This is a genomic window from Ornithinicoccus halotolerans (assembly GCF_009602535.1).
Classification (GTDB): domain Bacteria; phylum Actinomycetota; class Actinomycetes; order Actinomycetales; family Dermatophilaceae; genus Ornithinicoccus; species Ornithinicoccus halotolerans.
Window position 1 is genome coordinate 1 of sequence record NZ_WIQI01000016.1, and the last position, 26,712, is coordinate 26,712.

The 26,712-nt window shown below is 73.9% G+C and carries 24 protein-coding genes; 15 read left to right on the forward strand and 9 right to left on the reverse strand.

The window, feature by feature from the left end; genetic code table 11:
• The coding region (sepH, locus tag GFJ45_RS05195) for a septation protein SepH (RefSeq protein WP_153394882.1) at window positions 1-622 on the reverse strand (622 nt) is incomplete at its 3' end.
• A 112-nt stretch (window positions 623-734) separates the two neighbouring features.
• Between sepH and GFJ45_RS05200 the strand changes: the two genes are divergently transcribed.
• The 8 genes from GFJ45_RS05200 to GFJ45_RS05235 all read left to right on the forward strand — a co-directional run bounded on the left by GFJ45_RS05200 (window position 735) and on the right by GFJ45_RS05235 (window position 6,509).
• Window positions 735-1,403, forward strand: a complete 669-nt coding sequence (locus GFJ45_RS05200; protein WP_153394884.1) for a trimeric intracellular cation channel family protein — start codon at window positions 735-737, stop codon at window positions 1,401-1,403.
• Complete coding sequence (locus tag GFJ45_RS05205; protein WP_153394886.1) at window positions 1,404-2,600, forward strand: ferrochelatase; 1,197 nt, start codon at window positions 1,404-1,406, stop codon at window positions 2,598-2,600.
• Complete coding sequence (locus tag GFJ45_RS05210; RefSeq protein ID WP_153394888.1) at window positions 2,600-3,502, forward strand: inositol monophosphatase family protein; 903 nt, start codon at window positions 2,600-2,602, stop codon at window positions 3,500-3,502. Before GFJ45_RS05205 ends, GFJ45_RS05210 begins: the two co-directional genes overlap by 1 nt.
• Before the next feature lie 206 nt (window positions 3,503-3,708).
• On the forward strand, window positions 3,709-4,008 hold the full coding sequence (locus GFJ45_RS05215; RefSeq protein WP_153394890.1) for a DUF4193 domain-containing protein: 300 nt from the start codon (window positions 3,709-3,711) through the stop codon (window positions 4,006-4,008).
• 96 nt (window positions 4,009-4,104) lie between these two features.
• Window positions 4,105-4,632: a dUTP diphosphatase gene (gene dut / locus GFJ45_RS05220; RefSeq protein WP_153394892.1), complete on the forward strand. Its 528-nt coding sequence runs from the start codon at window positions 4,105-4,107 to the stop codon at window positions 4,630-4,632.
• On the forward strand, window positions 4,632-5,429 hold the full coding sequence (locus tag GFJ45_RS05225; RefSeq protein WP_153394894.1) for a DUF3710 domain-containing protein: 798 nt from the start codon (window positions 4,632-4,634) through the stop codon (window positions 5,427-5,429). Before dut ends, GFJ45_RS05225 begins: the two co-directional genes overlap by 1 nt.
• Complete coding sequence (locus tag GFJ45_RS05230) at window positions 5,426-5,794, forward strand: OB-fold nucleic acid binding domain-containing protein (protein WP_153394896.1); 369 nt, start codon at window positions 5,426-5,428, stop codon at window positions 5,792-5,794. Before GFJ45_RS05225 ends, GFJ45_RS05230 begins: the two co-directional genes overlap by 4 nt.
• The gene (locus tag GFJ45_RS05235) at window positions 5,781-6,509 is read left to right on the forward strand and encodes a DUF3159 domain-containing protein (protein ID WP_153394898.1); all 729 of its coding nucleotides are present in this window, start codon (window positions 5,781-5,783) and stop codon (window positions 6,507-6,509) included. Before GFJ45_RS05230 ends, GFJ45_RS05235 begins: the two co-directional genes overlap by 14 nt.
• A 15-nt stretch (window positions 6,510-6,524) precedes the next feature.
• Here GFJ45_RS05235 and GFJ45_RS05240 read toward each other — a convergent pair whose 3' ends face one another.
• Together GFJ45_RS05240 and GFJ45_RS05245 are read right to left on the reverse strand one after the other, a co-directional pair.
• Window positions 6,525-7,217 (reverse strand): potassium channel family protein, encoded by a 693-nt coding sequence (locus tag GFJ45_RS05240; RefSeq protein ID WP_153394900.1) that lies wholly within the window; start codon window positions 7,215-7,217, stop codon window positions 6,525-6,527.
• Between the two features lie 52 nt (window positions 7,218-7,269).
• Window positions 7,270-7,947, reverse strand: coding sequence for a potassium channel family protein (locus tag GFJ45_RS05245; protein ID WP_153394902.1), 678 nt, complete (start codon window positions 7,945-7,947; stop codon window positions 7,270-7,272).
• Window positions 7,948-8,049: 102 nt separating this feature from the next.
• On the opposite strand from GFJ45_RS05245, the gene GFJ45_RS16685 reads away from it, so the two are divergent.
• The 5 genes from GFJ45_RS16685 (at window position 8,050) to GFJ45_RS05270 (ending at window position 17,097) form a co-directional block, all read left to right on the forward strand.
• Window positions 8,050-10,125: an APC family permease gene (locus GFJ45_RS16685; RefSeq protein WP_153394904.1), complete on the forward strand. Its 2,076-nt coding sequence runs from the start codon at window positions 8,050-8,052 to the stop codon at window positions 10,123-10,125.
• Window positions 10,115-11,365, forward strand: coding sequence for a class I SAM-dependent RNA methyltransferase (locus GFJ45_RS05255; RefSeq protein ID WP_228386531.1), 1,251 nt, complete (start codon window positions 10,115-10,117; stop codon window positions 11,363-11,365). The genes GFJ45_RS16685 and GFJ45_RS05255 overlap by 11 nt, the downstream gene beginning before the upstream one ends.
• Window positions 11,366-11,539: 174 nt before the next feature.
• Window positions 11,540-14,380 (forward strand): aconitate hydratase, encoded by a 2,841-nt coding sequence (locus GFJ45_RS05260; protein WP_153394908.1) that lies wholly within the window; start codon window positions 11,540-11,542, stop codon window positions 14,378-14,380.
• A 90-nt stretch (window positions 14,381-14,470) separates the two neighbouring features.
• Window positions 14,471-16,003, forward strand: coding sequence for an MFS transporter (locus GFJ45_RS05265; RefSeq protein WP_228386533.1), 1,533 nt, complete (start codon window positions 14,471-14,473; stop codon window positions 16,001-16,003).
• A 143-nt stretch (window positions 16,004-16,146) separates the two neighbouring features.
• Window positions 16,147-17,097 (forward strand): hypothetical protein, encoded by a 951-nt coding sequence (locus tag GFJ45_RS05270; RefSeq protein ID WP_153394910.1) that lies wholly within the window; start codon window positions 16,147-16,149, stop codon window positions 17,095-17,097.
• Window positions 17,098-17,122: 25 nt separating this feature from the next.
• Here GFJ45_RS05270 and GFJ45_RS05275 read toward each other — a convergent pair whose 3' ends face one another.
• The 5 genes from GFJ45_RS05275 to GFJ45_RS05295 all read right to left on the reverse strand — a co-directional run bounded on the left by GFJ45_RS05275 (window position 17,123) and on the right by GFJ45_RS05295 (window position 21,890).
• Entirely contained in the window at window positions 17,123-17,908 is a 786-nt protein-coding gene (locus tag GFJ45_RS05275) for an iron ABC transporter ATP-binding protein (protein WP_153394912.1), read from the reverse strand.
• Window positions 17,905-18,927, reverse strand: a complete 1,023-nt coding sequence (locus GFJ45_RS05280) for an iron chelate uptake ABC transporter family permease subunit (protein ID WP_153394914.1) — start codon at window positions 18,925-18,927, stop codon at window positions 17,905-17,907. Before GFJ45_RS05280 ends, GFJ45_RS05275 begins: the two co-directional genes overlap by 4 nt.
• Window positions 18,924-19,922 (reverse strand): ABC transporter permease, encoded by a 999-nt coding sequence (locus GFJ45_RS05285; protein ID WP_228386535.1) that lies wholly within the window; start codon window positions 19,920-19,922, stop codon window positions 18,924-18,926. The genes GFJ45_RS05280 and GFJ45_RS05285 overlap by 4 nt, the downstream gene beginning before the upstream one ends.
• A 20-nt stretch (window positions 19,923-19,942) precedes the next feature.
• Window positions 19,943-20,974 carry a siderophore ABC transporter substrate-binding protein gene (locus tag GFJ45_RS05290; RefSeq protein ID WP_153394916.1) on the reverse strand — a complete coding sequence of 344 codons (1,032 nt, stop codon included), beginning with the start codon at window positions 20,972-20,974 and terminating at the stop codon, window positions 19,943-19,945.
• A gap of 100 nt (window positions 20,975-21,074) precedes the next feature.
• Complete coding sequence (locus GFJ45_RS05295) at window positions 21,075-21,890, reverse strand: siderophore-interacting protein (protein WP_153394918.1); 816 nt, start codon at window positions 21,888-21,890, stop codon at window positions 21,075-21,077.
• Between the two features lie 138 nt (window positions 21,891-22,028).
• On the opposite strand from GFJ45_RS05295, the gene GFJ45_RS05300 reads away from it, so the two are divergent.
• Both GFJ45_RS05300 and dxs read left to right on the forward strand, forming a co-directional pair.
• The gene (locus GFJ45_RS05300) at window positions 22,029-22,394 is read left to right on the forward strand and encodes a hypothetical protein (protein ID WP_153394920.1); all 366 of its coding nucleotides are present in this window, start codon (window positions 22,029-22,031) and stop codon (window positions 22,392-22,394) included.
• Between the two features lie 57 nt (window positions 22,395-22,451).
• Window positions 22,452-24,359, forward strand: a complete 1,908-nt coding sequence (gene dxs, locus GFJ45_RS05305) for a 1-deoxy-D-xylulose-5-phosphate synthase (RefSeq protein WP_153394922.1) — start codon at window positions 22,452-22,454, stop codon at window positions 24,357-24,359.
• Between the two features lie 16 nt (window positions 24,360-24,375).
• Here the strand turns inward: dxs and GFJ45_RS05310 are convergent, their stop codons facing one another.
• Window positions 24,376-26,661, reverse strand: a complete 2,286-nt coding sequence (locus GFJ45_RS05310) for an acyltransferase family protein (RefSeq protein WP_153394924.1) — start codon at window positions 26,659-26,661, stop codon at window positions 24,376-24,378.
• Window positions 26,662-26,712 lie beyond the last annotated feature (51 nt).

Here is a 26,712-nt window from a genome sequence, read left to right on the forward strand (position 1 = left end):
CGGTCCCGTCCCCGCCGAGCCCGGCGTAGCCGCCCGCGCCGCCGGGCAGCGCCTGCTCGTCCTCGCTCAGCCAGCGGGCCTCGTCGTCGAGCGCCTCCACGTGCCGCGCGGCCGGGTCGAACCGCCAGGCGGCCCGCCGCTCCCGGTTGCCGGCCACGAATCCGACCAGCACCGTCCACTGGCCGCCCTCGGGGCGGCTGGCGTCCCACCGGGCCAGGTCGGGGTCGACGCCGCGGGCAGTCAGCCGCTCCCGCACCCGGGACTCCAGGGTGGGCCGCTCGGTGCCGTCGGCGGCTCGGCCGCGCACCTCGCACCGCTGGGCCAGCGTGGCGACGTGCTCGCGCTCGGCCAGGATGGGGGCCTCGTAGCGCTGCACCCGGTCCACCGGCCACCCGGTCGCCGCGGCCACCTCCTCGGCCGACTCGCCGGCGCGCATCATGGCCTGGACGGTTCGGGGGGTCAGCGCCTGCGCCGGGTGCTCACCGATCCCGCTCCGGCGGCCGCGGACCGCGTCGCGCAGCCGCTCGTCGATCTCGACGAGGCACTCCTCACCGTCACCGGGGTCGGTGAGGACCAGGTGCTGCCCGTCCTCGTGGACCGCGGTGAACCGCAGCTGTCGCATCCTCGTCACTCCTCGCGCCGTGCCTGGCTCGACTCTTCCACCCGGGAACGGGTCCCGGGCGGAGGCCACGCCGGGCCGTGCGGCCCGCACGTGCCGCTACCTTAGGCAGACCATGCCCGCCACCGACACCGGCCTGCAGCTGGCCCTGGAGCTGCTCGGCGTGTTCGCCTTCGCCCTCTCCGGCGGCCTGGTGGCGGTCCGGCGGGGGCTGGACCTGGTGGGCGTGGTGGTGCTGGCCTGGGTCGCCGGGCTCGGCGGCGGCATCATCCGGGACGTGCTCATCGGCGACGTGCCGCCTGTCGGCATCAGTGACTGGCGGCTGGTGGCGGTCGCGGTGGCCGCCGGGCTGCTCACCTTCACCGCCCACGGCCGGGTCCGGGTCGTCGCGGCCCGCACCCGCGGCCTGCGCCTCGGCCTGGTCACCCGCACCGTGCAGGCGCTGGACGCGGTGGGGCTGGCGGTGTTCTGCGTCGGTGGCTCCGTCAAGGCGCTCAGCCTGGGCGTCGCGCCGCTGCCGGCGGTGGTCGTCGGCGTGATCACCGCCGTCGGCGGCGGGCTGCTGCGTGACCTGCTCGCTGGCCAGGTGCCCGAGGTGCTGCGCCGCGAGCTGTACGCCGTGCCGGCGCTGCTCGGCGCGACGGGCGTGGTGACCGCGCACGCGGTCGGGGCCCTGACCGACCTCGTGCTGGCCGGATCGGTCATCCTGGTGTTCGTCATCCGCATCGTCGCGGTCGGCCTAGGCCTCAACGCCCCCACCCGCCTACGCACAGGAGAGCACTGAATGACCACACCCGGCACACCCGGTGCGGCGGCCCCCACCACCGAGCCCTACGACGCCATCGTGCTGATCTCCTTCGGCGGGCCGGAGGCGCCGGAGGAGGTGATGCCGTTCCTGCGACGGGTCACCCGGGGGCGGGGGGTGCCGGACGAGCGGCTGGCCGAGGTCGCCGAGCACTACCAGCACTTCGGCGGCCGCAGCCCCATCAACGACCAGAACCGCGCCCTCCTGGCGGCCATGCGCGCCGAGCTGGACCGCCGGGGGATCGCGACGCCGCTGCTGTGGGGCAACCGCAACTCCGAGCCGTTCCTCACCGACGTGCTGCGGGAGGCGCACGAGCAGGGCCTGGGCCGCGTCGTCGCCGTGGTCACCAGCGCCTACTCCAGCTACTCCTCGTGCCGGCAGTACCGCGAGGACATCGCCGAGGCGCTGGAGACGCTGCAGCTGGAGGACCGCACGCTGGCCGTTGACAAGACCCGGCCCTACTTCAACCACCCCGGCTTCTCGGCGGTGAACTCCCGGCTGGTCACCGAGGCCACCCGGCGGCTGCTGCGGGACGGCGGCGGCGAAGCCGCGGCGCCAGGCGGGGCGCCGGGCGGGGCCGTGACGCCGGGCGAGGCCGCGGAGCCGGAGCTGCCTCGGCTGGTGTTCGTGACCCACTCGATCCCGGACGCGATGGACGAGACCTCGGGACCCGGGGACGGCGACGGCCGGCTCTACAGCGAGCAGCACCAGCAGCTGGCCGCCGCGATCACCGACGAGGTGTCGGCGACGGTGGGCCGTGACCTCGTCGGTGAGCTGGTCTTCTGCTCCCGTTCCGGGCCACCCAGCCAGCCGTGGCTGGAGCCGGACGTCAACGACCGGCTGCGCGCTCTCGCCGAGCAGGGGGTGACCCGGGTGGTGCTCGCCCCGATCGGGTTCGTCTCTGACCACATGGAGGTGGTCTTCGACCTGGACACGGAGGCGGTCGAGACCGCCGCGGAGCTCGGTCTGGAGCTGGTCCGGGTGCCGACCGTCGGCGTCGACCCCGAGTTCGTCTCCGGCCTGGTCGACCTGGTGCTGGAGCGGGCCGGCGAGGCCCGCGGCGACCAGGTCACCCGCCCCTGCTGGCCGGCCTCGCAGGTGCGGCCCTCGGTGTGCCCGCCCGGCTGCTGCCCCAACCTGCGGACCGCCAAGCCGGCCGCGTGCGGAGCCGACTGATGAGCGGTGACCTGCCCCTGCCCGCAGCTGAGGAGGTCGCGGCGCTGCGCCGGCTGGCGGTGCGGCTCGCCGCCGAGGCCGGCCGCTACGTCATGACCGAGCGGCCGGACGACCTGTCGGTCTCGGCCACCAAGACCACCGCCCTGGACGTGGTCACCCGGATGGACACCGGCAGCGAGCAGCTGCTGCGAGCCAGGCTGGCCGAGCACCGTCCCGAGGACGGCGTGCTGGGGGAGGAGGAGGGGCTGCGCCCCGGCCCCAGCGGGCTGACCTGGGTGCTCGACCCGATCGACGGCACCGTCAACTACCTGTACGACCAGCCCGCCTACGCGGTGTCGGTCGCCGTGGTGGTCGGCGACCCCACCCGGGCGGGAGCCTGGCAGCCGGTCGCCGGCGCGGTCAGCAACCCCCGGGTCGGTGAGGTATTCCACGCCGGCACCGGCCAGGGTGCCGGGCTGTCCACGATGCGGCTCACGGCCGGTGCTCCCGCCGCCGAGCTGGTCGACCTGGAGCAGCCCGGTGCGGTCCGGCCGCTGCGGGTGGCCGACCCGCCGGCGCTGGCGAAGGCGCTCGTCGGCACCGGGTTCGCCTACGACCGGGAACGGCGGGAACGGCAGGGCCAGGTGGCGCTGGAGGTGCTGCTGCGGTGCCGCGACCTGCGCCGCATCGGCGCGGCCGCGCTCGACCTGTGCGCGGTCGCGGCGGGGCGGCTGGACGCCTACTACGAGTGGGGCCTGCAGCCGTGGGACATGGCCGCCGGCCAGCTGGTCTGCACAGAGGCCGGTGCGATCGTCACCGGCCGGGACGGCCAGCCGCCGGGGGAGGCGTTCGTCCTCGCGGCGCACCCGCGGCTGCACCAGGAGGTGCACGCGCTCCTGGCCGGGCTGGGCGCCGGACTCTGACCCCGCGCTGCCGGTATCCCTGCAGCTCAGCGAGGGTGTCCGACCCCGGTTGGCGGCCGGGCACGCCGATGGGGCACAATCCCGGCGCACAGGTCCGGCGTGCGTGCAGCAGGTGGGCACAAAACCGGCCCTGTCGACGTTGACACGCTATCGCCGCGGTTTCCCGTGACGCGGCCACGCACGCACCCCTGGGAGGGACGAAGGACATGGCGACGGATTACGACGCCCCGCGCAAGACCGACGACGAGCTGAACGAGGACTCGATCGAGGAGCTGAAGGCGCGCCGGGTCGACAAGAGCTCTGGCAACGTCGACGTCGACGAGGCCGAGCACGCCGAGGGCTTCGAGCTCCCCGGGGCCGACCTCTCCGGCGAGGAGCTGTCGGTGCGGGTGCTCCCGCGCCAGGCCGACGAGTTCACCTGCTCCAAGTGCTTCCTGGTGCACCACCGCAGCCAGCTGGCCAAGGAGGTCGGCGGCATGCCGGTCTGCACCGAGTGCGCGGCCTGAGCAGGCCGGGCCACGCCACCCACGCCACCAACACACCAACACCGCAGCAGCCGCAGAGCCACGACTGCCCACCCTCGAGAGGTAGCCTCGACGTCTGTGACCGACCACCCCGTGCCCGTCCTGCTGCGCCGGCTGGACGCTGAGCTGCCGCTGCCGAGCCGCGCCCACCCCGGCGACGCGGGCCTGGACCTGCACGCCCGGGAAGGGGTCACCCTCGCCCCGGGGGAGCGTGCCCTGGTCCCCACCGGGGTCGCGATCGCCCTCCCGGACGGCTACGCGGGCTTCGTGCACCCGCGCTCGGGCCTGGCCGCGCGACACGGCATCACCATGGTCAACGCGCCCGGCACGGTCGACGCCGGCTACCGCGGCGAGATCCTGGTGAACCTGCTCAACACCGACGCCCGGGAGCCGTTCACGATCACCCGCGGCGACCGGGTGGCCCAGCTGATCGTGCAGCAGGTGGCCCGGGTGCAGGTCACCGAGGTGGACCGGCTGCCGGGCAGCGCCCGCGGCGCGACCGGCCACGGCGCCTCCGGTGGCTTCGGCGACGGTGCCTCCGCGCCGGTCGCGACCACCGGCCCGGGCAGCAGCCCGGGCACCGACTTCCCGACGACGAAGGACTGATGCACCCCGTGGGCATCTTTGGCCGACGCAAGCAGACCGCTGCGACCGAGGAGACCGAGGCCGCCGCTGCCGAGGAGCAGCAGGCCGCTCCCCCCGAGGGCCAGCCCGGCGTGGACCGGGACTGGGACCGGGAGGTCGATGGCCCGTTCGACATCACCGAGAAGCCCGAACCCACCGGCGTGCTCGACCTGGGAGCGCTCAAGGTCCCGGCCGCCAAGGGCATGGAGATGCGGCTGGACGTGGAGAAGGGCAGCGGCCGCGTGGTGGGCGTCACGCTCGGCGCCGGCGGCTCCCACCTGCAGCTGCAGGCCTTCGCCGCGCCCCGCTCGCAGGGCCTGTGGACCGAGCTGCGCCAGGAGATCGCCGAGAGCATCCGCAACACCGGGGGCACCGCAGAGGCGGTGCCGGGAGTTCTGGGCACCGAGCTGCGGTGCCGGATGCCGGGCCGCTCCGCCGACGGGCGCACCGCGTTCCAGCCCGCCCGGTTCCTCGGCGTGGACGGCCCTCGGTGGTTCCTGCGCGGCGTGGTCCACGGACCAGCCGCGACCGAGGAGAAGGTCTACCGCGCCGTCGTGGGCCTGATGCGTGCCGTGGTCGTCGACCGGGGCGCCGAGCCCCGGCCGCCGCGGGAGGTGCTCGCCCTGCAGCCGCCGCGTGAGGTCGTCGAGGCGATGGCCAAGCGGGCCGAGGAGCGCCGCGCCGCCGGTGACGGTGGCGGGCAGGCGCCATCCACCGCGCCGACCGCGCCGGGCGCGCCGGCGCCGGGGCCGGGACCGCAGGGCGGTGAGCAGGGATGAGCGTGGTCACCCGGGTCCTGGAGACGCTGGGCCAGAACCAGGCCGCGCTGGAGGCCGAGGACCTCGCCCAGGAGTGCGGTCGTCCCGGCTGCACGCGGATCGCGGCGCTGCAGCCGCGCCAGGTCGCCGAGGTGACCGGCGCGGTGCACAGCCTGGCCGTGCAGCCGCGGGACCGCACACCCGCGCTGCAGGTCGAGCTCTACGACGGCACCGGCGTGCTGCGCCTGCTGTGGCTCGGTCGCCGCGCCATCACCGGGATCAGGCCCGGGGTCTTCCTGACCGTCCGCGGCCGGATCACCGAGGTCGACGGGGTGCCCGCCATGTACAACCCCGCCTACGAGCTGCTGCCCGATGACGACGCCTGAGCAGCCGCCGCCACGCCCCGAAGAGGTCCAGTCCGAGGAGGTCCAGTCCGCCGAGGAGACGGTCGAGGCGGTGATCCGGCGCCGGCTGGCCGACCTGCTTGGCGGCTGGTACGGCTCCATCGAGACCGCCCTGCCCACCGTCGCCTTCGTCGCGGTGTGGCTGATCCGCGACGAGGTGCGGCCCGCACTGCTCGCGGCTGCCGGCATCGTGCTGGTACTGCTGGCCATCCGGCTGCGGGTCGGCGGGTCGCTGCGGTTCGTCGGCACCGCCGTGGTCGCCACCGCGGTCGCGGCCTTCTTCGCGCTGCGCTCCGGACAGGCCGAGGACGCCTTCCTTCCCGGCATCCTCACCTCCGCCGCCTACGGGGTGGGGGCGCTGGTGTCCATCCTGACCCGGTGGCCGATGGTCGGCTTCCTGGTCGCGGCCGCCGAGCCCGACTACGCCGAGCACCCGACCCGGTGGCGCCACGACCGGGCCCTGGTCCGCGTCTGCAGCCGGCTGACCTGGGTGCTGGTCGCCCTGTTCGCCGTCCGGGTCGCCATCATGCTGCCGCTGTACCTCGGCGGCGAGGTGGCCTGGCTGGGGGTGGCCAAGATCGTGCTGGGCTGGCCGGCCTACCTGGTCGCCATCATGGTGATGGGGCTGCTGCTGGCCACCGGCCGCACCCCGCGCACCTCCCCGGAGCCGGCCCCCGACGGCACGCCGCGCAGCTGAGCCCGGCGACCGCGCCTACTCCTCCTCCTCGCGCTGCTCACGCGGCCGCGCCTCGGGGTTGAGCGTCATCGCCAGCTCTCGCTCGTCCTCGGGCGCGCACATGAACAGGATCTCGTCGCCGGCCTCGATGGCCTCGTCGGCCTCCGGTGTCAGCGCCCGGCCGTCGCGCAGCACCGCCACCAGGGTGGTGTTGGCGGGCAGCGGGACGTCACCGATCCGCTTGCCCGCGTAGGGGCTGGACTCCGGCAGCGTGAGCTCGACCATGTGGACGCTGCCCTGCTGGAACTCGAACAGCCGCACCACGTCGCCGACGGCCACCGCCTCCTCCACCAGGGCGGTCATCAGCCGGGGCGTGGAGACCGCCACGTCGACGCCCCAGGAGTCGCTGAACAGCCACTCGTTGCGGGGGTTGTTGACGCGGGCCACGGTGCGGGGCACCCCGAACTCGGTCTTGGCCAGGAAGCTGACGACCAGGTTGACCTTGTCGTCACCGGTCGCGCACACCACGTGGTCATAGCTGTCCAGGCCCGCCTTCTGCAGCGTGCTGATCTCGCAGGCGTCACCGATCAGCCACTCCGCGGCCGGGACCCGGGTGGTCTGCTCCGGCAGCGAGTCCCGGTCGATGATCAGCACGTCGTGGCCGTTGTTGATCAGCTCCCGGGCGATGGAGCGCCCCACGGCGCCGGCACCGATCACCGCGATCTGCATCGTCCCTGCTCCTCTCGCTGGCCCTCCGGGTGCCGACCCACCCCAGGCGTCCTCACCGGTGACCCCGCTCACCGTCCGGCGGCGGCTGGTCCAGCAGGTGCTCCAGCCGCGGCAGCTCCTCACGCCGCATGATCAGGTGCACCTCGTCGCCCTCCTGGAACACCGTCTCGCGGTCGGGGATGAAGGCATCGCCCAGCCGGGTCACGAACCCGACCCGGACGTCGGCGAAGCTCTCGACGTCGGTGAGCCGGTGCCCCACCCAGCCGGTGTCGAGGTGGATCCGCGAGAGCACCAGCCGCCCGCTGGGGTCGAAGTAGTCCGGGGTGGCGCCCTGCGGGAGCAGGTGGTGCAGCGCCTGGTCGGCGGTCCACCGCACGGTCGCGACCGTGGGGATGCCCAGCCGCTGGTAGATCTCGGCCCGCGCCGAGTCATAGATGCGGGCGACGACCCGCTCCACGCCGAACGTCTCCCGGGCGACGCGTGCGGCGATGATGTTGGAGTTGTCGCCGCTGCTGACCGCCGCGAAGGCGTAGGCGCCCTCGACCCCCGCCCGCCGCATCACCTCCCGGTCGAACCCGAACCCCTTGACCCGCAGCCCCGGGAAGTCCTGCCCCAGCCGCCGGAAGGCGCCCTCGTCCTGGTCGATCACGGCGACGTCGTGCCCCCGCCGGAGCAGGCTGGTGGCGAGCGTGGCGCCGACGCGCCCGCAGCCCATGATCACGAAGTGCACGGCACGACGCTACAACGCCGGGCAGCACCGCCCGCCCACGCCCGTCCCGCGCGAGCCGCTCCGGCCAGCGGCCCGCGTCCCGGCTTCCCTACACTCGGCGCCATGGACCCCGGCCGGCTGCTCAAGCGCGTGGTCGTGGGCCGTGCGCTGCGGACTGAGCGGCTGCAGCGGCAGCTGCTCCCGCGGCGGCTGGCGCTCCCGGTCTTCGCCAGCGACGCGCTGTCGTCGGTGGCCTACGCCCCGGACGAGATCCTGCTCACCCTCGCGCTGGCCGGCGGCGCCGGGCTGATCACCAGCTCCTGGCAGGTCGGGGCGGCGGTCGCGTTCGTGATGATGGTCATCGTCGCCTCCTACCGGCAGAACGTCCACGCCTATCCCAGCGGCGGCGGCGACTACGAGGTGGCCACGACCAACCTGGGCCCGCGGGTGGGCCTCGGGGTCGGCGCCGCGCTCATGGTCGACTACATCCTCACCGTCGCGGTGTCGGTCTCGGCCGGCGTGCAGAACGCCGCCGCCGCGCTGGGGTTCCTGCGCGGCTACGAGCCGGTCGCGGCCACCGCGCTGATCCTGCTGCTGACCGTGATCAACCTGCGGGGGACCCGGGAGTCGGGGCGGGCGCTCGCGGTCCCGGTCTACGCCTTCCTGGGCTCGATCGCGCTGCTGGTCCTCGTCGGCTGCGGGCAGTGGCTGACCGGCAACCTGGACCGGGCGCCGTCCGCCAGCTACGAGCTGCTGCCCGCGCCCGGCTACGAGGGGCTGACCGCGATCGGGGTGGCGGTGCTGCTGCTGCGCTCGTTCGCCTCCGGGTCGGTAGCCCTCACCGGTGTGCAGGCGGTGGCCAACGGCGTCCCGGCGCTGACCCGCCCCAAGAGCAGGAACGCCGCCTCGATCCTGCTCATCATGGCCGCGATCTCGATCACCATCACGATCTCGACGCTGCTGCTGGCCAGGGAGACCGGGATCCAGCTGGTGCTCAACCCCGACGAGCAGCTGCTCGTGGACGGCGAGCGGGTCGGCCCGGAGTTCGTCCAGGACACCGTGCTGGGGCAGCTGTCGCAGACCGTGTTCGGCGCCGGCAGCCTGGGGCTGCTGCTGGTGTCGGTGTGCACCGGCGTGATGCTGGTCGTCGCGGCCAACACCGCCTTCAACGGCTTCCCGGTGCTGACCTCCCGGCTGGCCGCGGACGGCTTCCTCCCGCGCGACCTGCTCAGCCGGGGCCAGCGGCTGACCTACTCCAACGGCATCCTGCTGCTCGCCGGCGCGGCCGCCGCGCTGGTGCTGGTCTACCAGGCGACGGTCACCCAGCTGATCCAGATGTACATCGTCGGGGTGTTCGTCTCCTTCACCCTCAGCCAGCTCGGCATGGTCCGGCACTGGAACCGCCAGCTGCGCACCGAGGTGTCCCTGTCCCAGCGCCGCGCCATGGTGCGCTCGCGCACGATCAACATGACCGGCGTCGCGATGGCCGCGACGGTCCTGGTCGTGATCCTGCTCGCCCGGTTCGTCCACGGTGCCGGGCTGTCCCTGGTCGCGATCGCCCTGCTCTGGATGGTGATGACGATGGTCTACGGCTACCACCGCTCGGTCGGCGAGGAGGTGGCGCTGGGGCACGGGCCCGATGCCAGCCAGATCGTCCCCTCCCGGGTGCACGCCCTGGTGCACGTGCCCCGGCTGGACCGCGCGACCATGCGGGCACTGGCCTACGCCCGGGCCACGCGGCCGCACTCCCTGGAGGCGGTCACCGTCGACATCGTCGCGGCCGAGACCGAGCGGCTGCGTGCGGAGTGGACCCGGCGGGAGATCCCGGTCACGCTGCGCGTGCTCGAGTCCCCCTACCGGGAGTCGACGCGGCCGGTGCTGGACTACGTGCGCCGGCTGCACCGGGACCGTCCGCGGGACGCGGTCATCGTCTACATGGCCGAGTACGTCCACCGCTCCCGCTGGGTCCGGCTGTTCCGGGACCGCGCCGACGACCGGCTGCGCGAGGAGCTGCTGCGCACCCCCGGCGTCGCGCTGGTCACCGTGCCCTGGCAGGGCAAGGACGCCGCCCGCCAGGTGGACGAGGAGGAGGTGGTCCGCGCCGTGCTGGAGGCCGACGAGGACGCCGCCGAGGAGCCCGGTTCCGCCCCGCCCTCGGCGGTGGTGCGGCGGTCTGGCGGGGGCGGCCGTGCCGGCTGAGCCGCAGCCGGGCCCGGGCGCGCTGCTGGAGCTGGACGTGGACCGGGTCGCGCACGGCGGCCACTGCGTCGGGCGGCACCAGGGCCAGGTCGTGTTCGTGCGGCACACCCTCCCCGGTGAGCGGGTCCGCGCCCGCGTCACCGAGGTCGGTGGCGGTGGCCGCTACCTGCGTGCCGATGCCGAGGAGGTGCTCCGGGCGGCACCGGGGCGGGTGGAGCGGCGGTGCCCGTTCTCCGGACCGGGCCGCTGCGGTGGTTGCGACTGGCAGCACGTCGACCTGGCGCGGCAGCGCGAGCTCAAGGCCGCGGTGGTCACCGAGCTGATGGCGCGGCTGGCCGGGGTCGCGGTGGAGGCGCTGCCGGGCGGGCCGTTGCGGGTCGAGGCGGTGCCCGGTGACCGGGACGGGCTGCGGTGGCGGACCCGGGTGGAGTTCGCCGTGGACCAGGAGGGCCGGCCGGGCCTGCGCAAGCACCGCTCGCACCAGGTGGTGCCGGTCACCGACTGCCCGATCGCCGACGAGCGCGTCGTCGGTACCGGGGTGCTGCAGCAGCGCCACGCCGGTGTGCACAGCCTCGACGTGGTGGCGCCCTCGGCCGGCGACCCCGTGGTCGTGCCGGTCCCCAGCGAGACCGCCGGCGAGCAGGTCGTCACCGAGGGGGTGCCCGGCGCCGGCGGTGACCGCGAGTTCCGGGTGGCCGCGCGGGGCTTCTGGCAGGTGCACCCGGGCGCCGCGGCCACGTTCGTGGCGGGCGCGCTCGACTGGCTCGACCCGCAGCCGGGGGAGCGGGCGCTGGACCTCTACGCCGGGGTGGGCGTCTTCGCCGCGGCGCTGGGCCAGCGGGTCGCCCCCGGCGGCTCGGTCATCGCCGTCGAGGCCGACCCGACCGCCGTCGAGCACGCCCGCACCAACCTGGCCGACCTGCCCTGGGTGCGGGTGCGCGGCAACCGGGTGGACCGCGAGCTGCGCCGGCTGCGCACCGGTGGCGGACGCTCCCGCCGCGCCGGCACCGACGTGGTGGTGCTCGACCCGCCGCGCACCGGCGCCGGCAAGGCCGTCATCCGTGACATCGCCGGCCTGCGCCCGCGCGCGGTCGGCTACGTGGCCTGCGACCCCGCGGCGCTGGCCCGTGACGTGCGCTACGCCGCCGACCAGGGCTACCGGCTCACCCGGCTGCGCGCCCTGGACGCCTTCCCGATGACCCATCACCTGGAGTGCCTGGCCCTGCTCGAGCCCGGCTGAGCGGCGGCCGGCACCGGCACGGTGGCGGCTTCCCGGCCGCTACGACACGATGGAAGCGCCGCTCGCGTCGCTGCCCGGCGTGTGGCAGAATTATCTTGACATCAAGATAAGTGACGCGATCAGCGACGTCAGGCGACCACGACGCGAGGTCGCAGGTCGAGGAGAGGAGCCGGTGTGAGCGCCAGCACAGACAGTTTCGGGACCCGCGGCAGCCTGCAGGTCGGGGACAGCAGCTATGAGATCTTCCGGCTGGCCGGCCTGGAGGGAGCCGAGACGCTGCCCTACAGCCTGAAGGTGCTGCTGGAGAACCTGCTGCGCACCGAGGACGGCACCAACATCACCGCCGACCACATCCGGGCGCTGTCGCAGTGGGACGAGAACGCCCAGCCCGACACCGAGATCCAGTTCACCCCCGCCCGCGTGGTGATGCAGGACTTCACCGGCGTGCCCTGCATCGTGGACCTGGCCACCATGCGCGAGGCGATGGCCGACCTGGGCGGCGACCCCGCCAAGATCAACCCGCTCTCACCGGCCGAGCTGGTCATCGACCACTCGGTGATCATCGACGTGTTCGGCCGGTCCGACGCGTTCGAGCGCAACGTGGCGATCGAGTACGAGCGCAACGGCGAGCGCTACCAGTTCCTGCGCTGGGGGCAGAAGGCGTTCGAGGACTTCAAGGTGGTCCCCCCGGGGACCGGCATCGTGCACCAGGTGAACCTGGAGCACCTGGCCCGCACCGTGATGACCCGGGAGGCCGAGGACGGCTCGGTGCTGGCCTACCCGGACACCTGCGTGGGCACCGACAGCCACACCCCGATGGTCAACGGCCTCGGTGTGCTGGGCTGGGGCGTGGGCGGCATCGAGGCCGAGGCGGCGATGCTGGGCCAGCCGGTCTCGATGCTGATCCCGCGGGTGGTGGGCTTCAAGCTCTCCGGCTCCATCCCGCCCGGGGCGACCGCCACCGACGTGGTGCTGACCATCACCGAGAAGCTGCGCGAGCACGGCGTGGTCGGCAAGTTCGTGGAGTTCTACGGCGAGGGCGTCGCCGCGGTGCCGCTGGCCAACCGGGCCACCATCGGCAACATGAGCCCCGAGTTCGGGTGCACCGTGTCGATGTTCCCGATCGATGAGGTGACGCTGGAGTACCTGCGGCTGACCGGGCGGAGCGAGGAGCAGGTCGCCCTCGTCGAGGCCTACGCCAAGGAGCAGGGCATGTGGCTGGACGAGAACACCCCGGAGGCCCGTTACAGCGAGTACCTCGAGCTGGACCTGTCCACGGTGGTGCCCTCGATCGCCGGCCCGAAGCGGCCGCAGGACCGGGTGGCGCTCTCGGAGGCCAAGGAGGAGTTCCGGGAGGTCCTGAAGGACTACGCCGAGGACGGCAGCATCGAGGCCACGCACAGCATCGTCGACGAGGCCAGCATGGACTCGTTCCCGGCCAGTGACGTCCCCTCCTACATGTCGAGGGAGAACCAGACCGCGGAGGACCTGGCCGCCGACGCGCCCCACCACCACCAGCACGGCACCGGCGAGTCCCAGCGGATCAGCAAGCCGGTGACGGTCAGCCTGGACGGCCAGGAGGTCGAGCTCGACCACGGCGCCGTGGTGATCTCCTCGATCACCTCCTGCACCAACACCTCCAACCCCTCGGTGATGATGGGCGCCGCGATGCTGGCCAAGAACGCGGTGGAGAAGGGACTGACGATCCCGCCGTGGGTGAAGACCTCCATGGCTCCGGGCTCGAAGGTGGTCACCGGCTACTTCGAGAAGGCCGGTATGTGGCCCTACCTGGAGAAGCTGGGCTACCACCTGGTGGGCTACGGGTGCACCACCTGCATCGGCAACTCCGGGCCGCTCATCGAGGAGGTCTCCCAGGCGGTCAACGACCACGACCTGGCCGTGGTGTCGGTGCTCTCCGGCAACCGCAACTTCGAGGGCCGGATCAACCCGGACGTGAAGATGAACTACCTGGCCAGCCCGCCGCTGGTCATCGCCTACGGGCTGGCCGGCACGATGGACTTCGACTTCGAGACCCAGCCGCTGGGCACCGACACCGAGGGCAACGAGGTGTTCCTGCGGGACATCTGGCCCTCGCCGGAGGACGTCGAGCGCACCATCACCGAGTCGATCAGCCGGGAGATGTTCACCGAGGACTACGCCGACGTCTTCGCCGGTGACGAGCAGTGGCGGTCGCTGCCCACCCCGGAGGGCGAGACGTTCGAGTGGAACGAGGACTCCACCTACGTGCGCAAGCCCCCGTACTTCGACGGCATGCAGGCCGACCCCGAGCCGGTGGGCGACATCAGCGGCGCGCGGGTGCTGGCGCTGCTGGGCGACTCGGTCACGACCGACCACATCAGCCCCGCCGGTGCCATCAAGGCGGACAGCCCGGCCGGCCGCTACCTGGCCGAGCACGGCATCGAGCGCAAGGACTTCAACTCCTACGGCTCCCGGCGCGGCAACCACGAGGTGATGATCCGGGGCACCTTCGCCAACATCCGGCTGCGGAACCTGCTGCTGGACGGGGTGGAGGGCGGTTTCACCCGCGACTTCCTCAGTGACGGCGAGCAGACCACGATCTACGACGCCGCCCAGCACTACGCGCAGGAGGACGTGCCGTTGGTGATCCTGGCCGGCAAGGAGTACGGCTCCGGCTCCAGCCGCGACTGGGCCGCCAAGGGCACCCGGCTGCTCGGTGTCCGCGCGGTCATCGCCGAGAGCTACGAGCGGATCCACCGCTCCAACCTGATCGGCATGGGCGTGCTGCCGCTGCAGTACCCGGAAGGGGAGAGCGCCTCCTCGCTGGGGCTGGACGGCACCGAGACGTTCGACGTCAGCGGGGTGACCGCCCTCAACGAGGAGATCCCGCGCAGCGTCAAGGTCACCGCCACCAAGGAGGACGGCCAGACCGTCGAGTTCGACGCCGACGTGCGGATCGACACCCCCGGTGAGGCCGAGTACTACCGCAACGACGGCATCCTCCAGTACGTGCTGCGCTCGCTCGTGAAGAGCTGAGCGCCGGGCTGCTGGTAGCGGGCGCCCGCCTCCCCTCGGGGAGGCGGGCGCCGTCGTCGTGCCGGCCGGCCCGCTCCTTAGACTGCGGGGGTGCCAGCACCCCAGGACCCGCCGGAGCCGCGCCGTGGCCTAGTGCTGACCGTCCTGGTGCTGCCGCTGTTCATGGCGCTGATGAGCGTCAGCATCGTCAACGTCTCCCTCCCGGCGATCCAGCAGGGCCTGCACGCCTCGACCGCGCAGCTGCAGTGGGTGCTGTCCGGCTTCGCGCTCACCTTCGGGCTGCTGCTCGTCCCCGCCGGCCGGCTCGGGGACGTGGTCGGCCGGCGCACCCTCTTCCTGGTGGGGGTGGCGCTGTTCACGCTGACCTCGCTCGGGGCGGCGCTGGCGACCTCGGCCACCACGCTGAACCTGTGGCGGGTCGCGATGGGCATCGGCTCCGGCGTGCTCAACCCGCAGATCATCGGGCTGGTCCAGCAGCACTTCCACGGCGCGGAGCGAGCCCGCGCCTTCGGCGTGATGGGGGCCTTCATCGGGATGGCGATGGCCGTCGGCCCGCTGCTGGGCGGGCTGATCATCGGGGCGGCCGGCCCGGACCTGGGCTGGCGGTGGACGTTCGGGGTCAACGTGCCGGTCGGCCTGCTCACCCTGCTGGTGGCCTGGCGCTGGCTGCCCCGGGAGGACCGCCACCCCGGGGCCCGCCGGGCGGCCGGCGGCGGCCGCGCCCGGACCGACCTGGACCCGGTGGGGGTGGTGCTCTTCGGCGCCTCGATCCTGCTGGTGATGCTGCCGTTCCTGCACGTCACCGACGCCGCCTGGATCTGGGGGAGCCTGCCGGCCGGGGCGCTGGCGCTGCTGGGGTGGCTGGCGTGGGAGCGCCGCTACCGGGGGCGCGGGCACGACCCCATGGTCGACCTGGCGCTGCTGCGCGAGCGCGGGTTCGCCTTCGGCACCGTGCTCATCCTGTGCTACTTCATCGGGCTGGCCCCCTCCTGGGCGGTGCTGGCGATTTTCGTCCAGGACGGGCTCGGCCACTCCGCCCTGGTCGCCGGCGTGGTGACGGTGCCGGCCGCGCTGGCGGGTGCCGTCGCCTCCGCGGCCGGGGGCCGGCTGGTCACCCGGTGGGGCCGCCCGCTGGTGGCGTGGGGGGCGGCGCTGGCGGTGGCCGGGCAGCTGGCCACCGGCCTGGTGGCGGTGCTGATGGGCGACCACCGGCTAGTGCTGTGGGCGCTGGCGGCCTCATTCGTGGCCATCGGCGCCGCGCAGGGGCTGGTGATCGGGCCGAACCAGTCGCTGACGCTGGCGGCGGTCCCGATCGCCCACGGCGGCGCGGCCGGGGGCGTGATGCAGACGGGGCAGCGGGTCGGTGCAGCGATCGGGCTGGCGGTCGGCACCGGGGTGCTGTTCGCCACGCTGGGTGCCCGGGACTGGCCGCAGGCAGTGCTGGCGGCCTTCCTGTCGATGTCATTGGCGACCAGTGTGGCGCTGGTCGTGGCAGTGGTGGACGCGCGCCGGCGACGGGACCGTGGGGAGAGCCTGCGCGGCGCCGTGACCGGCCCACGCTCGCTGGACACCTCGCCGGACACCTCGCCGGACACCTCGGCCGCCGCCTCGCCGCGCTCCTGACTCCGCGTCACCGGGGCGGCCTCGGCCCGGTGCGTTGCTACCGTGGCGAGGCAGACAGCTCTCACCACCACCGTGGGGTGCGTATGTGGCGACCAGCAGGCCGGCGCCGGCCGTGGCCCGGTCGCGGTCCGTCGCGGCCGGTCGTGCCCGTCTCGCTCGCGGTCGCCGTGGTCGCGGCCTGCTCCGCCCCCGGCGAGGAACGGCCGCCGGGCGCCACGAGGACCACGACGACCACGACGCCGGGGACGGCCTCCGCGACGACCGCGACACCGGAGCCGGCGTCCGCGACCGAGGCGGCCGCCGAGCTGCCCCGCGGCGGCCGGGAGTTGTTCCCCCGCTACCGGCTGTTCGGCTACTCCGGGGCACCGGGCGCCCCGGGCCTGGGTCGGCTCGGCCTCGGTGACCTGGACGAGCGGGTGGCCGAGATGGAGGAGCGGGGTGAGGACTTCCGCCGCGGCCGGGAGCTGCTGCCGGTGCTGGAGCTGATCACCAGCATCGTGCACGCCGTGCCCGGCGCGGACGGCACCTACCGCACCCAGCAGCCGGACTCCCTGATCGCCGCCCACCTGGCGGCGGCCCGCCGGCACGACGGCCTGCTGCTGCTGAACATCCAGCCCGGCCGGGCGGACTTCATCGACGAGGTCCGCGACTACGAGCACTTCCTGGTCGAGCCGGACGTCGGGGTGGCGCTGGACCCGGAGTGGGCGGTGTCGGAGGGGCAGGTGCCCGGGCGGGTGTACGGCCGCACGACCGGCGCCGAGTTGGACGAGGTGGCCGCCTACCTGGCCGAGCTGGTGGCCGAGCACGACCTGCCGGAGAAGGTGCTGGTCTACCACCAGGTGCACCGGTCGGTCGTCCGCGACGAGCACCAGCTCGGCCGGCACGACGGGGTGGCGGTGGTGAAGTCGGTCGACGGCATCGGCGCCCCGCCGGACAAGGTGAACACCTACCACCGCGTGAACGAGGACACCCCGGAGCACGTGCACGCGGGCTTCAAGCTGTTCTACGAGGAGGACGCCGCGATGGGGCCGCTGATGACCGCCGAGGAGGTGCTGGCGCTGCGGCCGCGGCCGGAGTACGTGCTCTTCGAGTGAGCCCGGCGTAGGGCAGCGGCGGCCGCTACCCGGCGGCGGCCGGGACGGGCCCGGGCGCCCAGTGCATGCCCACCAGGTGCCCGCCCACGCGGTGCACCGGGATGGTGAGGCCGAACAGGTCGGACAGCACCTCCTCGCGCATGACCTCCGCCGGGGTGCCCTGGACGGTCACCCGGCCCTCCCGCATCCCCACGATGCGGTCGGCGTAGCACGAGGCCATGTTGATGTCGTGGAGCACCACCACGACGGTGCGGCCCAGCTCCTCGGCGGCCCGGCGGACCAGCTGCATGGCGGCGGTGGCGTGCGCCATGTCGAGGTTGTTGAGCGGCTCGTCCAGCAGCAGGTAGTCGGTCTCCTGGGCGAGCACCATCGCGATGAACGCCCGCTGCCGCTGACCGCCGGAGAGCTGGTCCAGGTACCGGTCCCGCAGCTCGCCGAGCTGCACGTAGTCCAGGCACTCGGCCACCACTCGGTGGTCCTCCTGCCGCAGCCGGCCCTGGCAGTACGGGAACCGGCCGAACCGCACCAGGTCCAGCACCGTCAGCCGCGCAGCCACCCGGTTGTCCTGGCGCAGCACCGCCAGCCGGCGCGCGACCACGTCGGCGGGCGCGTCGGCCACCGCCAGCTCGTCCACGAGCACCCGGCCGCTGTCGGGGGACAGCAGCCGGGCCATCGCCGACAGCAGCGTGGACTTGCCCGCCCCGTTGGGACCGACCAGCGCCGTCACCTGCCCACGGGGCAGCCGCAGCGTGACGTCGGTGAGCACCAGCTCGTCGTCGTAGGCGTGGCTGAGGTCGTCGACCCGGATCACAGTCGCACCGCCTTCAGGAGGAGGATCAGGAAGTAGAGGCCGCCGACCAGGTTGACGACGACGCTGAGGGTGGTCTGGAAGGCCAGCACGTGGTTGACCACCAGCTGCCCGCCGACCGTGCACACCACGCCGACCAGGGCGGCCACCGGCACGAGCACGGTGTGGCGGTGGGCGGGGACCAGCTGCCGGGCCAGGTTGGCGACCAGCAGCCCCAGGAACAGCATCGGCCCCACGAGCGCGGTCGAGGTGGCCACCAGCACGGTGACCACCACCAGCGTGCGGGTCACTGTCCGGTGGTGGTCCAGCCCGACGGCCACCGCGCCGTCCCGGCCCAGGGCCACCACATCCAGCTGCCGCAGCAGCGGGACCAGGGCAGCCAGTCCGAGCACGGTCGCGGCCGTGGTCACCACCAGCAGTGAGCGGTCGACGGTGTTGAAGCTGGCGAACAGCAGCTGCTGCAGCGTCAGGTAGTCGTCCGGGCTCAGCAGCCGGGAGGCGAACGTGGTCAGCGCGCTGAAGAACGAGCCCAGCACGATCCCCACCAGCACCAGCACGAACAGGTTGCGGCTGTGGGCCCGGAACAGCCACCGGTAGAGCAGCAGGCCGAACCCGGTGAGCACCGCGGTGTTGAGCAGGAACCGCTCCGGGACGCCCATGAGCGCCAGCGCGTTGCCGCCCAGGGTGTAGACGACGACCGTCTGCACCAGCACGTAGAGGGAGTCGAACCCCATCACGCTCGGGGTGAGGATGCGGCTACCCGCGACGGTCTGGAAGACCAGGCTGGAGGCGCCCACGGCCGCGCCCACCACCACGAGAGCCCCGAGCTGGCGGCCGCGCAGGTCCATGGCGTACTCCCACGACCCGGCCACGCCGACCACCAGGTAGGTCACTGCCCCCAGCAGCGCCAGCACGACCAGCCCGGAAGTGCGGCGGCGCACCTGCCGCTCCCGGTGCCGCTCCTCCTCGGAGGAGGCGGAGGGAGGCAGCTGCCGGGGAGCCAGCTGCAGGCCGGCCGTCATGGCGCCGTCCTCTGGGCCGCGCGCAGGATGAGCCACACGAAGACCCCGGCGCCGATGACGCCGGCGACGGTGGCGACCGGGATCTCGTACGGGAACCGGATGGTGCGGCCCACGACGTCGCAGCCGAGCACGAAGCCGGCGCCGGCGAGCGCGGTGGCGGGGAGGGTGCGCCGGATGTGGTCACCCAGGAAGAGCGAGACCACGTTGGGCACGATCAGGCCCAGGAACGGGATGGCGCCGACCACGACCACGACCACGGCCCCCATCACCGAGACCACGACCAGCCCGGTGTAGAGCACCGCGGTGTAGCGCACGCCCAGGTTGGTGGCGAACTCCCGCCCCATGCCGACGACGGTGAACCGGTCGGCGAACAGGTACCCCAGCGCCCCCACTACCAGCACCAGGTAGAGCGGCTCGTACTGGCCCGCGAGCACGGCGCTGAAGGACCCGGTCTGCCAGATCTCCAGCAGCTGCAGCAGGTCGCGCTGGTAGGCGAGGAAGACGGTGACCGCCGAGATCACCCCGCCGTACATGAGCCCGACCAGCGCCACGACCACCGGGTCCTGGTAGCGGATGTGCTGCAGCAGCTGCAGGAATACCAGGGTGCCCAGGACCGCGGTGACGATCGCCACCGCCATCTTGGCGGTGAGGGAGGCGCCCGGCAGCAGCAGCGTGGCCATCAGCACGCCCAGCACGGCCGCCTCGACCGTGCCCGAGGTGGACGGCGACACGAAGCTGTTCTGGGTGATCCGCTGCATGATCAGCCCGGCCACGCTCATGGCGGCGCCAGCCAGCAGCACCGCCAGCAGCCGGGGGATCCGGGAGACCGTCAGCAGCTGCCACTGCTGCGGGGTAGGGGAGAGCAGGTCGGCCGGCGGGATCGGGACCACCCCGATCGACAGTGACAGCACCGACACGACGGCCAGCAGCACGCCGGCCACCAGCAGTGCGCTGGTCGCAGCCGGCGTGCGCAGGCGTCGTGCGGTGCTCGTCACGAGGGGCGAGGGGCGAGGGCTCAGAGCGAGGCGCGCACGTCGTCGACCATCTGCTGCCACGAGGACGGCGCGGCCGGGGCGAGGTACCAGGAGAACCCGTCCAGCTCGACGATGGTGTCGTTCGCCGCGGCGTCGGTGGTGCCGACCAGCCCGTTGTTCAGCACATCCAGCGCCGGGGTCTGCTCCTCGCCGATGGCCTTGGCGCGGTCGAGGACGAACAGCACGCCGGGGTTGTACTGGACGAAGAACTCCTGGCTCACCTCCTCACCGTGGCTGCCGGTGCCGTCGACCGGGGCGTCGGTGGCGGCGTAGCCGAAGTCCTTGAAGACGGTGCCGAACCGCGAGTTCGGCCCGTAGGCCGCGACGGTGCCGTCGGACACCTGCACCACCATCGCGGTCTCGCCGCTGGCCTCCGCCTCGGTGCGGACCGCCTCGACCTCGACGCGCAGGTCGCCCATCAGCTGCTGGGCCTCGTCGGTCCGGTCCACGATCTCCCCGAGCTGGAGCACTCGCTCCTCGACCAGGTCGAACAGCTCATCCGGGCTCTCCTCGCGCACCGACAGGTCGACCACCGCGGGGGCGAAGTTCTCGAACTCGGCGACCACCTCCGGGGTACCGCTGCGGGAGCCGACGATCACTAGGTCGGGGTTCATCGCCTCGATGGCCTCGTAGTCCGGCTCGAAGACGGTGCCGACCTGGGCGACGTCGCCCTCGGCGTAGCCGGCCAGGTCCGCCGGCAGCGCGCCGGCCATGCCCGGCACGCCGTCGACCTCCACACCCAGGTCGGACAGGGTGCGGATGACGCCCCAGTCCATCGCCACGATCACCTCGGGCTCGACCGGCACCTCCACCTCACGGTCCTGGGCGTCGACGATGGTGACCGTCTCACCGGCCTCGCCCCCCTCGTCCACGTCGGCCTCCGCGCCGGCGGCGGGCTCCTGGGCCTGGCTCTCCGGCTCGGGGCTGCCGTTGCCGCCGCACCCGGCCAGCAGCAGGGCGGCGGTCACGGGCAGCGCGGCGGCGGCCGCGGCGGTGCGGTGTCGGATGGTCATCGGGGTCTTCCCTCCTGCAGGTGGTGTCGCCGGCGGGTGCCGGCGGCCGGGTCGGCCCCGGAGGGCCCGGTGTGGCGTGCGTGGGTGGTGGCGGCCCCGCTCAGCTCTCGAGCGGGGCGTGGTGGTCGCGGCCGGCCACGCCCTGCCGCCAGTAGCCGTCGACGTGCCAGCGGTCCTCGGGCAGGTCGCTGTCCCGGAGCAGCTGCCGCACGGCGACCATGGCGCCGGCCTCGCCGGCGGCCCAGACGTACCGGTCCTCGGCCGGCTCGGCCAGCGCATCGGCGAGGTGGTCGGCCAGCGCGGTGGCGGCGTCCGAGACCAGCCAGCTGACCGAGCCGTCGCGCGGGGTCGGCAGGTCGATGACCCCGGTGGCGTCCGGCACCTGGACCGCGACGTCGACGACGCTGGTCGCCGGAGCCTCCTCCAGCCAGCGGGCCAGGGCCGGCAGCGCCGACTCGTCGCCCAGGCACAGGTAGCGGCCGGCGGCCGTGGGCTCGACGACCGAGCCCCGGGGGCCGAGCACCCCCACGACCGACCCGGGGCTCGCGGCGGCGGCCCAGCTGCTGGCCGGCCCCTCACCGTGCACGACCAGCTCGACCACGACGTGCTGCTCGTCCGGGACCGCCCGCACGGTGTAGTCGCGCAGCACCGGCCGGGTGGGCCCGGGCACCGGCCGCCCGTCGACGACCGTGGGCAGCGCCAGGTCGCCGGTGCGCGGGTGTGGGAAGGCCAGCTTGACGTGGGTGCCGACCGCTCCGGGGACCCACGGCACCGCCGCCGCCCCGTCCTCCAGCCGGAGCACGACCCGCCGCAGCCGGGGCCCCAGGTCGGCGACGGCGCTGACGCGGGCCTCGCGCACGCGCAGCTCGTGCCGGACGGCGGTGCGTTCCCAGCGTGTCGCGGGCGCGGCGGTCATCGGTCCCCCTGAGCGATTAGGTTAGGCATACCTTTGTTGGGCCGATATTAACCACATCGACGTGCCGCAATTCCAGCGAGTGTGAGCAGGGCCACCGTGGGTGTGCGACTGTGCGCGCCGCGTCGTACAGTTGTTCGCATGTCCCAGGGTCCCGCAGGTTGGCCGGAGCGCGTGCCGCCGGCCGGCGTGGCCGGGTGGGAGCAGGCGGCGGTGGCGTGGCTGCTCGACCAGTGCCCGGCCGACTACCGCGCCTACCGTGCCTGGCGCCGGCACCCGGTGGCACTGGCCTGGGTGACGGTGCGCCACCTGCGCGCCCAGCTGGAGGGGATGCGGCTGGCGTGGCGGCAGGTGCGGCCGGAGCTGGGTCCGGCGCTGCCGCCCGGGACGCTGGGTGACGTGCTGGACTGCCTGACCCAGGAGGGGCTGCGGCTGCGGGCGGCGCTGCGGGGGGCCGAGCTGCTGCTGGCCGCGCTGCAGGAGCGGGCACCGATTCCCGTCCGGTGAGGCCGCAGCGCCTACACTCGGTCGAGCACCTCCTGACACGAAAGGGGCGACCTGCCCGTGGGTCTCCTGCGCAGCATCTCCGGCCCGGCCGACCTGAGGGGGCTGTCCCGGCCCCAGCTGGCCGAGCTGGCGGCCGAGATCCGGGCCTCGCTGATCTCCTCGGTCTCCCGCACCGGTGGCCACCTGGGCCCGAACCTCGGCGTGGTCGAGCTGACGCTGGCGCTGCACCGGGTCTTTGACTCCCCCCGCGACACCCTCGTCTTCGACACCGGGCACCAGTCCTACGTGCACAAGCTGCTCACCGGGCGGCAGGACTTCAGCGCGCTGCGCAAGCAGGGCGGCCTCAGCGGGTACCCGAGCCGCGCCGAGTCCGAGCACGACGTGGTCGAGAACTCCCACGCCTCCACCTCGCTGTCCTGGGCGATCGGCATCGCGAGCGGCCGCCGGGTGCGGGGGGAGGGCGACCGGCACACGGTCGCGGTCATCGGCGACGGAGCCCTCACCGGTGGCATGGCCTGGGAGGCGCTCAACAACATCGCCCACCACCAGGACCTGCCGCTGGTCATCGTGGTCAACGACAACGAGCGCTCCTACGCCCCGACCACCGGCGGGATGGCGCAGTACCTCGCCACGCTGCGGGCCGACCGCCGCTACGAGGACGTGCTGCAGTGGGGCAAGCGGCAGCTGCACCGGGCGCCGGTCGTGGGCCGGCCGATGTACGAGACGCTGCACGGGGTCAAGAAGGGGCTGAAGGACATCGTCAGCCCGCAGGGCATGTTCGAGGACCTGGGGCTGAAGTACCTCGGTCCGGTCGACGGCCACGACCAGGCCGCCGTCGAGACCGCGCTGCGGCGGGCCCGCGACTTCGGGGGAGTGGTGCTGGTGCACGTGCTCACCGAGAAGGGGCACGGCTATGACCCGGCGCTGGCCGACGAGGCCGACCGGTTCCACGCCGTCGGCGCGATCAACCCCGAGACCGGGCTGCCGCTGGAGGTCTCCGGCCGGTCCTGGACCGACGAGTTCAGCGACGAGCTGCTGGCGGTAGCGGCGGCGCGCGAGGACGTCGTCGCGATCACCGCGGCGATGCTCATCCCGGTGGGGCTGCGCCCGTTCGCCGAGGCGCACCCGGACCGGGTGTTCGACGTCGGCATCGCCGAGCAGCACGCCGTCACCATGGCCGCCGGCCTCTCGTTCGCCGGGCTGCACCCGGTGGTGGCCGTCTACGCGACGTTCCTCAACCGCGCCTTCGACCAGCTGCTCATGGACTGCGCGCTGCACCGGCAGGGGGTCACCTTCGTGCTGGACCGGGCCGGGGTGACCGGGAGCGACGGCCCCAGCCACAACGGCATGTGGGACATGAGCGTCGTCGGGGTGGTGCCGGGGCTGCGGCTGGCGGCGCCCCGGGACGGTACGCAGGTGCGCCGGGCGCTGCGCGAGGCGGTCGCGGTCGAGGACGCCCCCACCGTGCTGCGGTTCCCCAAGGGCGGGGTCCCCGACCCGGTGGTGGCCGAGGCGAGCGAGGGCGCCCTGGACGTGCTGCGCGGTGCCGAGGTGGCCGAGCCGGACGTGCTGGTGGTCTCGGTGGGCGCGATGGCCCCGGTCGCCCTGGGCGTCGCCGACAAGCTGGCGGCCGAGGGGCACACGGTGCGGGTGGTCGACCCGCGCTGGGTGCTGCCGGTCTCCGCGGACCTGGTCGCCGCGGCCCGCCGCGCGGGCGCGGTGGCGGTCGTGGAGGACAACGTCGTGGGCGGCGGCATCGGCACCGCGCTGGCGCAGGCGGTCGCCGAGTCCCTGGACGCCGGCACCGAGCCGGGCACAGGCACGCTGCCGCCGGTGTGGTCCTACGGGATCCCCAAGGAGTTCCTCGACCACGGTTCCCGCGGCCAGGTGCTGGAGCGGGTCGGGCTCACCCCCGACACCATCGCCACCTCGGTGACCGGCCGGCTGCGCCGGCTGCGCCACTGAGGGCCGGCGCGGGCGGCTACCGGCCGATGACGCCCGCCTCGCGCAGCTGCTCCGCCCACTGCGGCTGCAGCGAGGCGGCGTAGCTGTCGGTGATGTGGGTGCCCTGCCGGTACACCAGCACCTCGCCCAGCACCGGCAGGCAGGTGCCCTCCGGGCAGACCCACGGGTTCAGGTCGACGACCCGCACGCCGTCGACCTGCTCGGCGGCGCCGAGCAGCGCGGGCGTCCCCAGCCCCTCGTTGGCGGTGAAGGCGCACCCGCTCCAGTCCTCCCGGTGGGCGGCCACGCACTCGTAGACCGACTCGGTCCCGCCCGCCAGCTCCGGGGGCGGCGCCGGGTTGTCGGTCACCGCCAGGACCTGCACCCCGGCCTGCTGCAGCCCCCGCCAGCTCTCGGCGTAGCCGCCGGCGTACCGCTCCTGGCCCTCCTCGTCGTCCTCGTCCGGGAGCGAGGAGCGCCCGCCGGAGACGAGCACTGCGTCCACCCGCCCCTCCTCGGCGGTGAGGTGGTCCTGCACCGCGTGGGTCCACTGTCCGCACTCGGGGTACTCGGGGTTCTCGTCCTCGACCAGGTTGAACGTGCACGCCGACTTCAGGTAGGTCTCCAGCCGCCAGCCGTGCTCCTCGGCCAGCTCGGTCAGCGGCGTCATCCACTGCCCCATCTTGGAGTCGCCCGCGACCGCGACCACGGTGTCGGACTCGGGGTCGCCGTAGACGCAGGACAGGTCCGGCTCGGTCGCCGCCTCGTCGGCCTGGCAGCCGTCGTCGTAGTAGGCCGGCACGTCCAGCGTCGCCACGTCGGGGTCGGGGTAGACCGGTCCAGTCGTCGGGGCGGCCGTCGCCGCGACCTGCTGCGGGTCGGCCGGCGTCTCCTCGGTCTGCTGCCCCTGCTCGTCCTGCTCCCCGCCGGGCTGCCCGGTCGGGCCTTCGGTCCCGCCGGGGCCGGGGGTCGCGGTGGTACCCCCGCTCGGCTCCGGCCCGCCGGTGGTCTCGGCGGAGTCGCCGTCGTCCTGCAGCACCTGGGCGCCGCGGGCGTCAGCGGGCCGCTGGTCGGCGGAGGGGATCGTCTGCAGCACCGCCGTCGCGGCGAGCACCGAGGCCGCCATGCCGGTCGCCCCGAGGGTCAGCGCCCGCCAGCTGGGCCCGGTGAAGACCGGCCCGAACCGGACCGGGTCCTCGACCAGGCGCCGGCTGAGGACCGACAGCGTGAAGGTGAGCACCACGACCGTGACCATGGTGAGCGGCCCGCCCCCGCCGAGCCGGTCGGCGAAGACGACCAGCGGCCAGTGCCACAGGTAGATCGCGTAGGACAGCCCGCCGACCCACACCATCGGGCGCACCCCGAGGGCGCGGGCCACCATCGTGTCGCGGTGAGCACAGCCGGCGGCGATGACCAGGAACGAACCCACGACCGGGAGCAGCGCGGCCGACCCCGGCCATGGGGTGCCGGTGTCGACCGCGAACGCGGTCAGCACCAGCAGCCCGGCCCCCGCGGCCGCCAGCATCTCGCAGCTGCGGCGGCCCAGCCGCTCGGCCACCGGGAGCAGGCACGCCAGCAGCGACCCGGCGCCCAGCTCCCACACCCGGGTGGTGGTGACGAAGTAGGCGGTCGCGGGGGAGGCGGCGGTATGCACCACCGACCAGGCCAGCGAGGCCAGCACCAGCACCCCGACCACCACCGTCGCCACCGGCCGCACGGCATGGCCCGGCCCGTCCGGGGCGGGCTCACCGGCAGCGCCGCTACCGCCCCGGCTGCCCCGGCGGCGGACGACGAACCACCCCACGGCCAGCAGCAGCACCGGCACCACCAGGTAGAACTGCTCCTCGACCGACAGCGTCCAGTAGTGCTGCAGGGGCGAGAGCTCGGAGTCCTCGGCCAGGTAGTCCACCGACCGGGCGGCCAGCCCCCAGTTGACGACGTAGACCGCCGAGAGCGTCACGTCGATCGCGAGCTCGCGGTGCTGGACGGTCGGCAGGATGAGGTAACCGGCGGCCAGCGTCGCCAGCAGCACTACCGTGGCGGCGGGCAGCAGCCGGCGGGCGCGCCGGGCATAGAAGCGGGCGAGCCGCACCCGCCCGGTCGCCTCGACCTCCCGGAGCAGGTGGGAGGTGATGAGGAACCCGGAGATGACGAAGAACACGTCCACCCCGGCGAAGCCGCCCGAGAACGCGGAGATCCCCAGGTGGTAGGCGAGCACGAGCAGCACGGCGACGGCGCGCAGCCCCTCGATGTCGGGGCGCAGCGCCTCCTGTCGCCGGTCGCGGCGGGGCCGGGTGTGCCGGGCGGGGGACGGGGTGAACATGCCGGCCTTAGTCTCACACGCGGCGGCTGGGTGCTCCCCGCGAGAGCGCTG

Bases quoted from the DNA above. Each gene is read 5' to 3' on its own strand.
- GFJ45_RS05295 (WP_153394918.1), bottom strand. From the start codon at position 21,890: ATGACCGCCGCGCCCGCGACACGCTGGGAACGCACCGCCGTCCGGCAC.
- GFJ45_RS05225 (WP_153394894.1), top strand. From the start codon at position 4,632: ATGCACCCCGTGGGCATCTTTGGCCGACGCAAGCAGACCGCTGCGACC.
- GFJ45_RS05235 (WP_153394898.1), top strand. From the start codon at position 5,781: ATGACGACGCCTGAGCAGCCGCCGCCACGCCCCGAAGAGGTCCAGTCC.
- GFJ45_RS16685 (WP_153394904.1), top strand. From the start codon at position 8,050: ATGGACCCCGGCCGGCTGCTCAAGCGCGTGGTCGTGGGCCGTGCGCTG.
- GFJ45_RS05215 (WP_153394890.1), top strand. From the start codon at position 3,709: ATGGCGACGGATTACGACGCCCCGCGCAAGACCGACGACGAGCTGAAC.
- GFJ45_RS05280 (WP_153394914.1), bottom strand. From the start codon at position 18,927: ATGACGGCCGGCCTGCAGCTGGCTCCCCGGCAGCTGCCTCCCTCCGCC.
- GFJ45_RS05230 (WP_153394896.1), top strand. From the start codon at position 5,426: ATGAGCGTGGTCACCCGGGTCCTGGAGACGCTGGGCCAGAACCAGGCC.
- GFJ45_RS05200 (WP_153394884.1), top strand. From the start codon at position 735: ATGCCCGCCACCGACACCGGCCTGCAGCTGGCCCTGGAGCTGCTCGGC.
- GFJ45_RS05210 (WP_153394888.1), top strand. From the start codon at position 2,600: ATGAGCGGTGACCTGCCCCTGCCCGCAGCTGAGGAGGTCGCGGCGCTG.
- GFJ45_RS05290 (WP_153394916.1), bottom strand. From the start codon at position 20,974: ATGACCATCCGACACCGCACCGCCGCGGCCGCCGCCGCGCTGCCCGTG.
- GFJ45_RS05205 (WP_153394886.1), top strand. From the start codon at position 1,404: ATGACCACACCCGGCACACCCGGTGCGGCGGCCCCCACCACCGAGCCC.
- GFJ45_RS05240 (WP_153394900.1), bottom strand. From the start codon at position 7,217: ATGCAGATCGCGGTGATCGGTGCCGGCGCCGTGGGGCGCTCCATCGCC.
- GFJ45_RS05300 (WP_153394920.1), top strand. From the start codon at position 22,029: ATGTCCCAGGGTCCCGCAGGTTGGCCGGAGCGCGTGCCGCCGGCCGGC.
- GFJ45_RS05310 (WP_153394924.1), bottom strand. From the start codon at position 26,661: ATGTTCACCCCGTCCCCCGCCCGGCACACCCGGCCCCGCCGCGACCGG.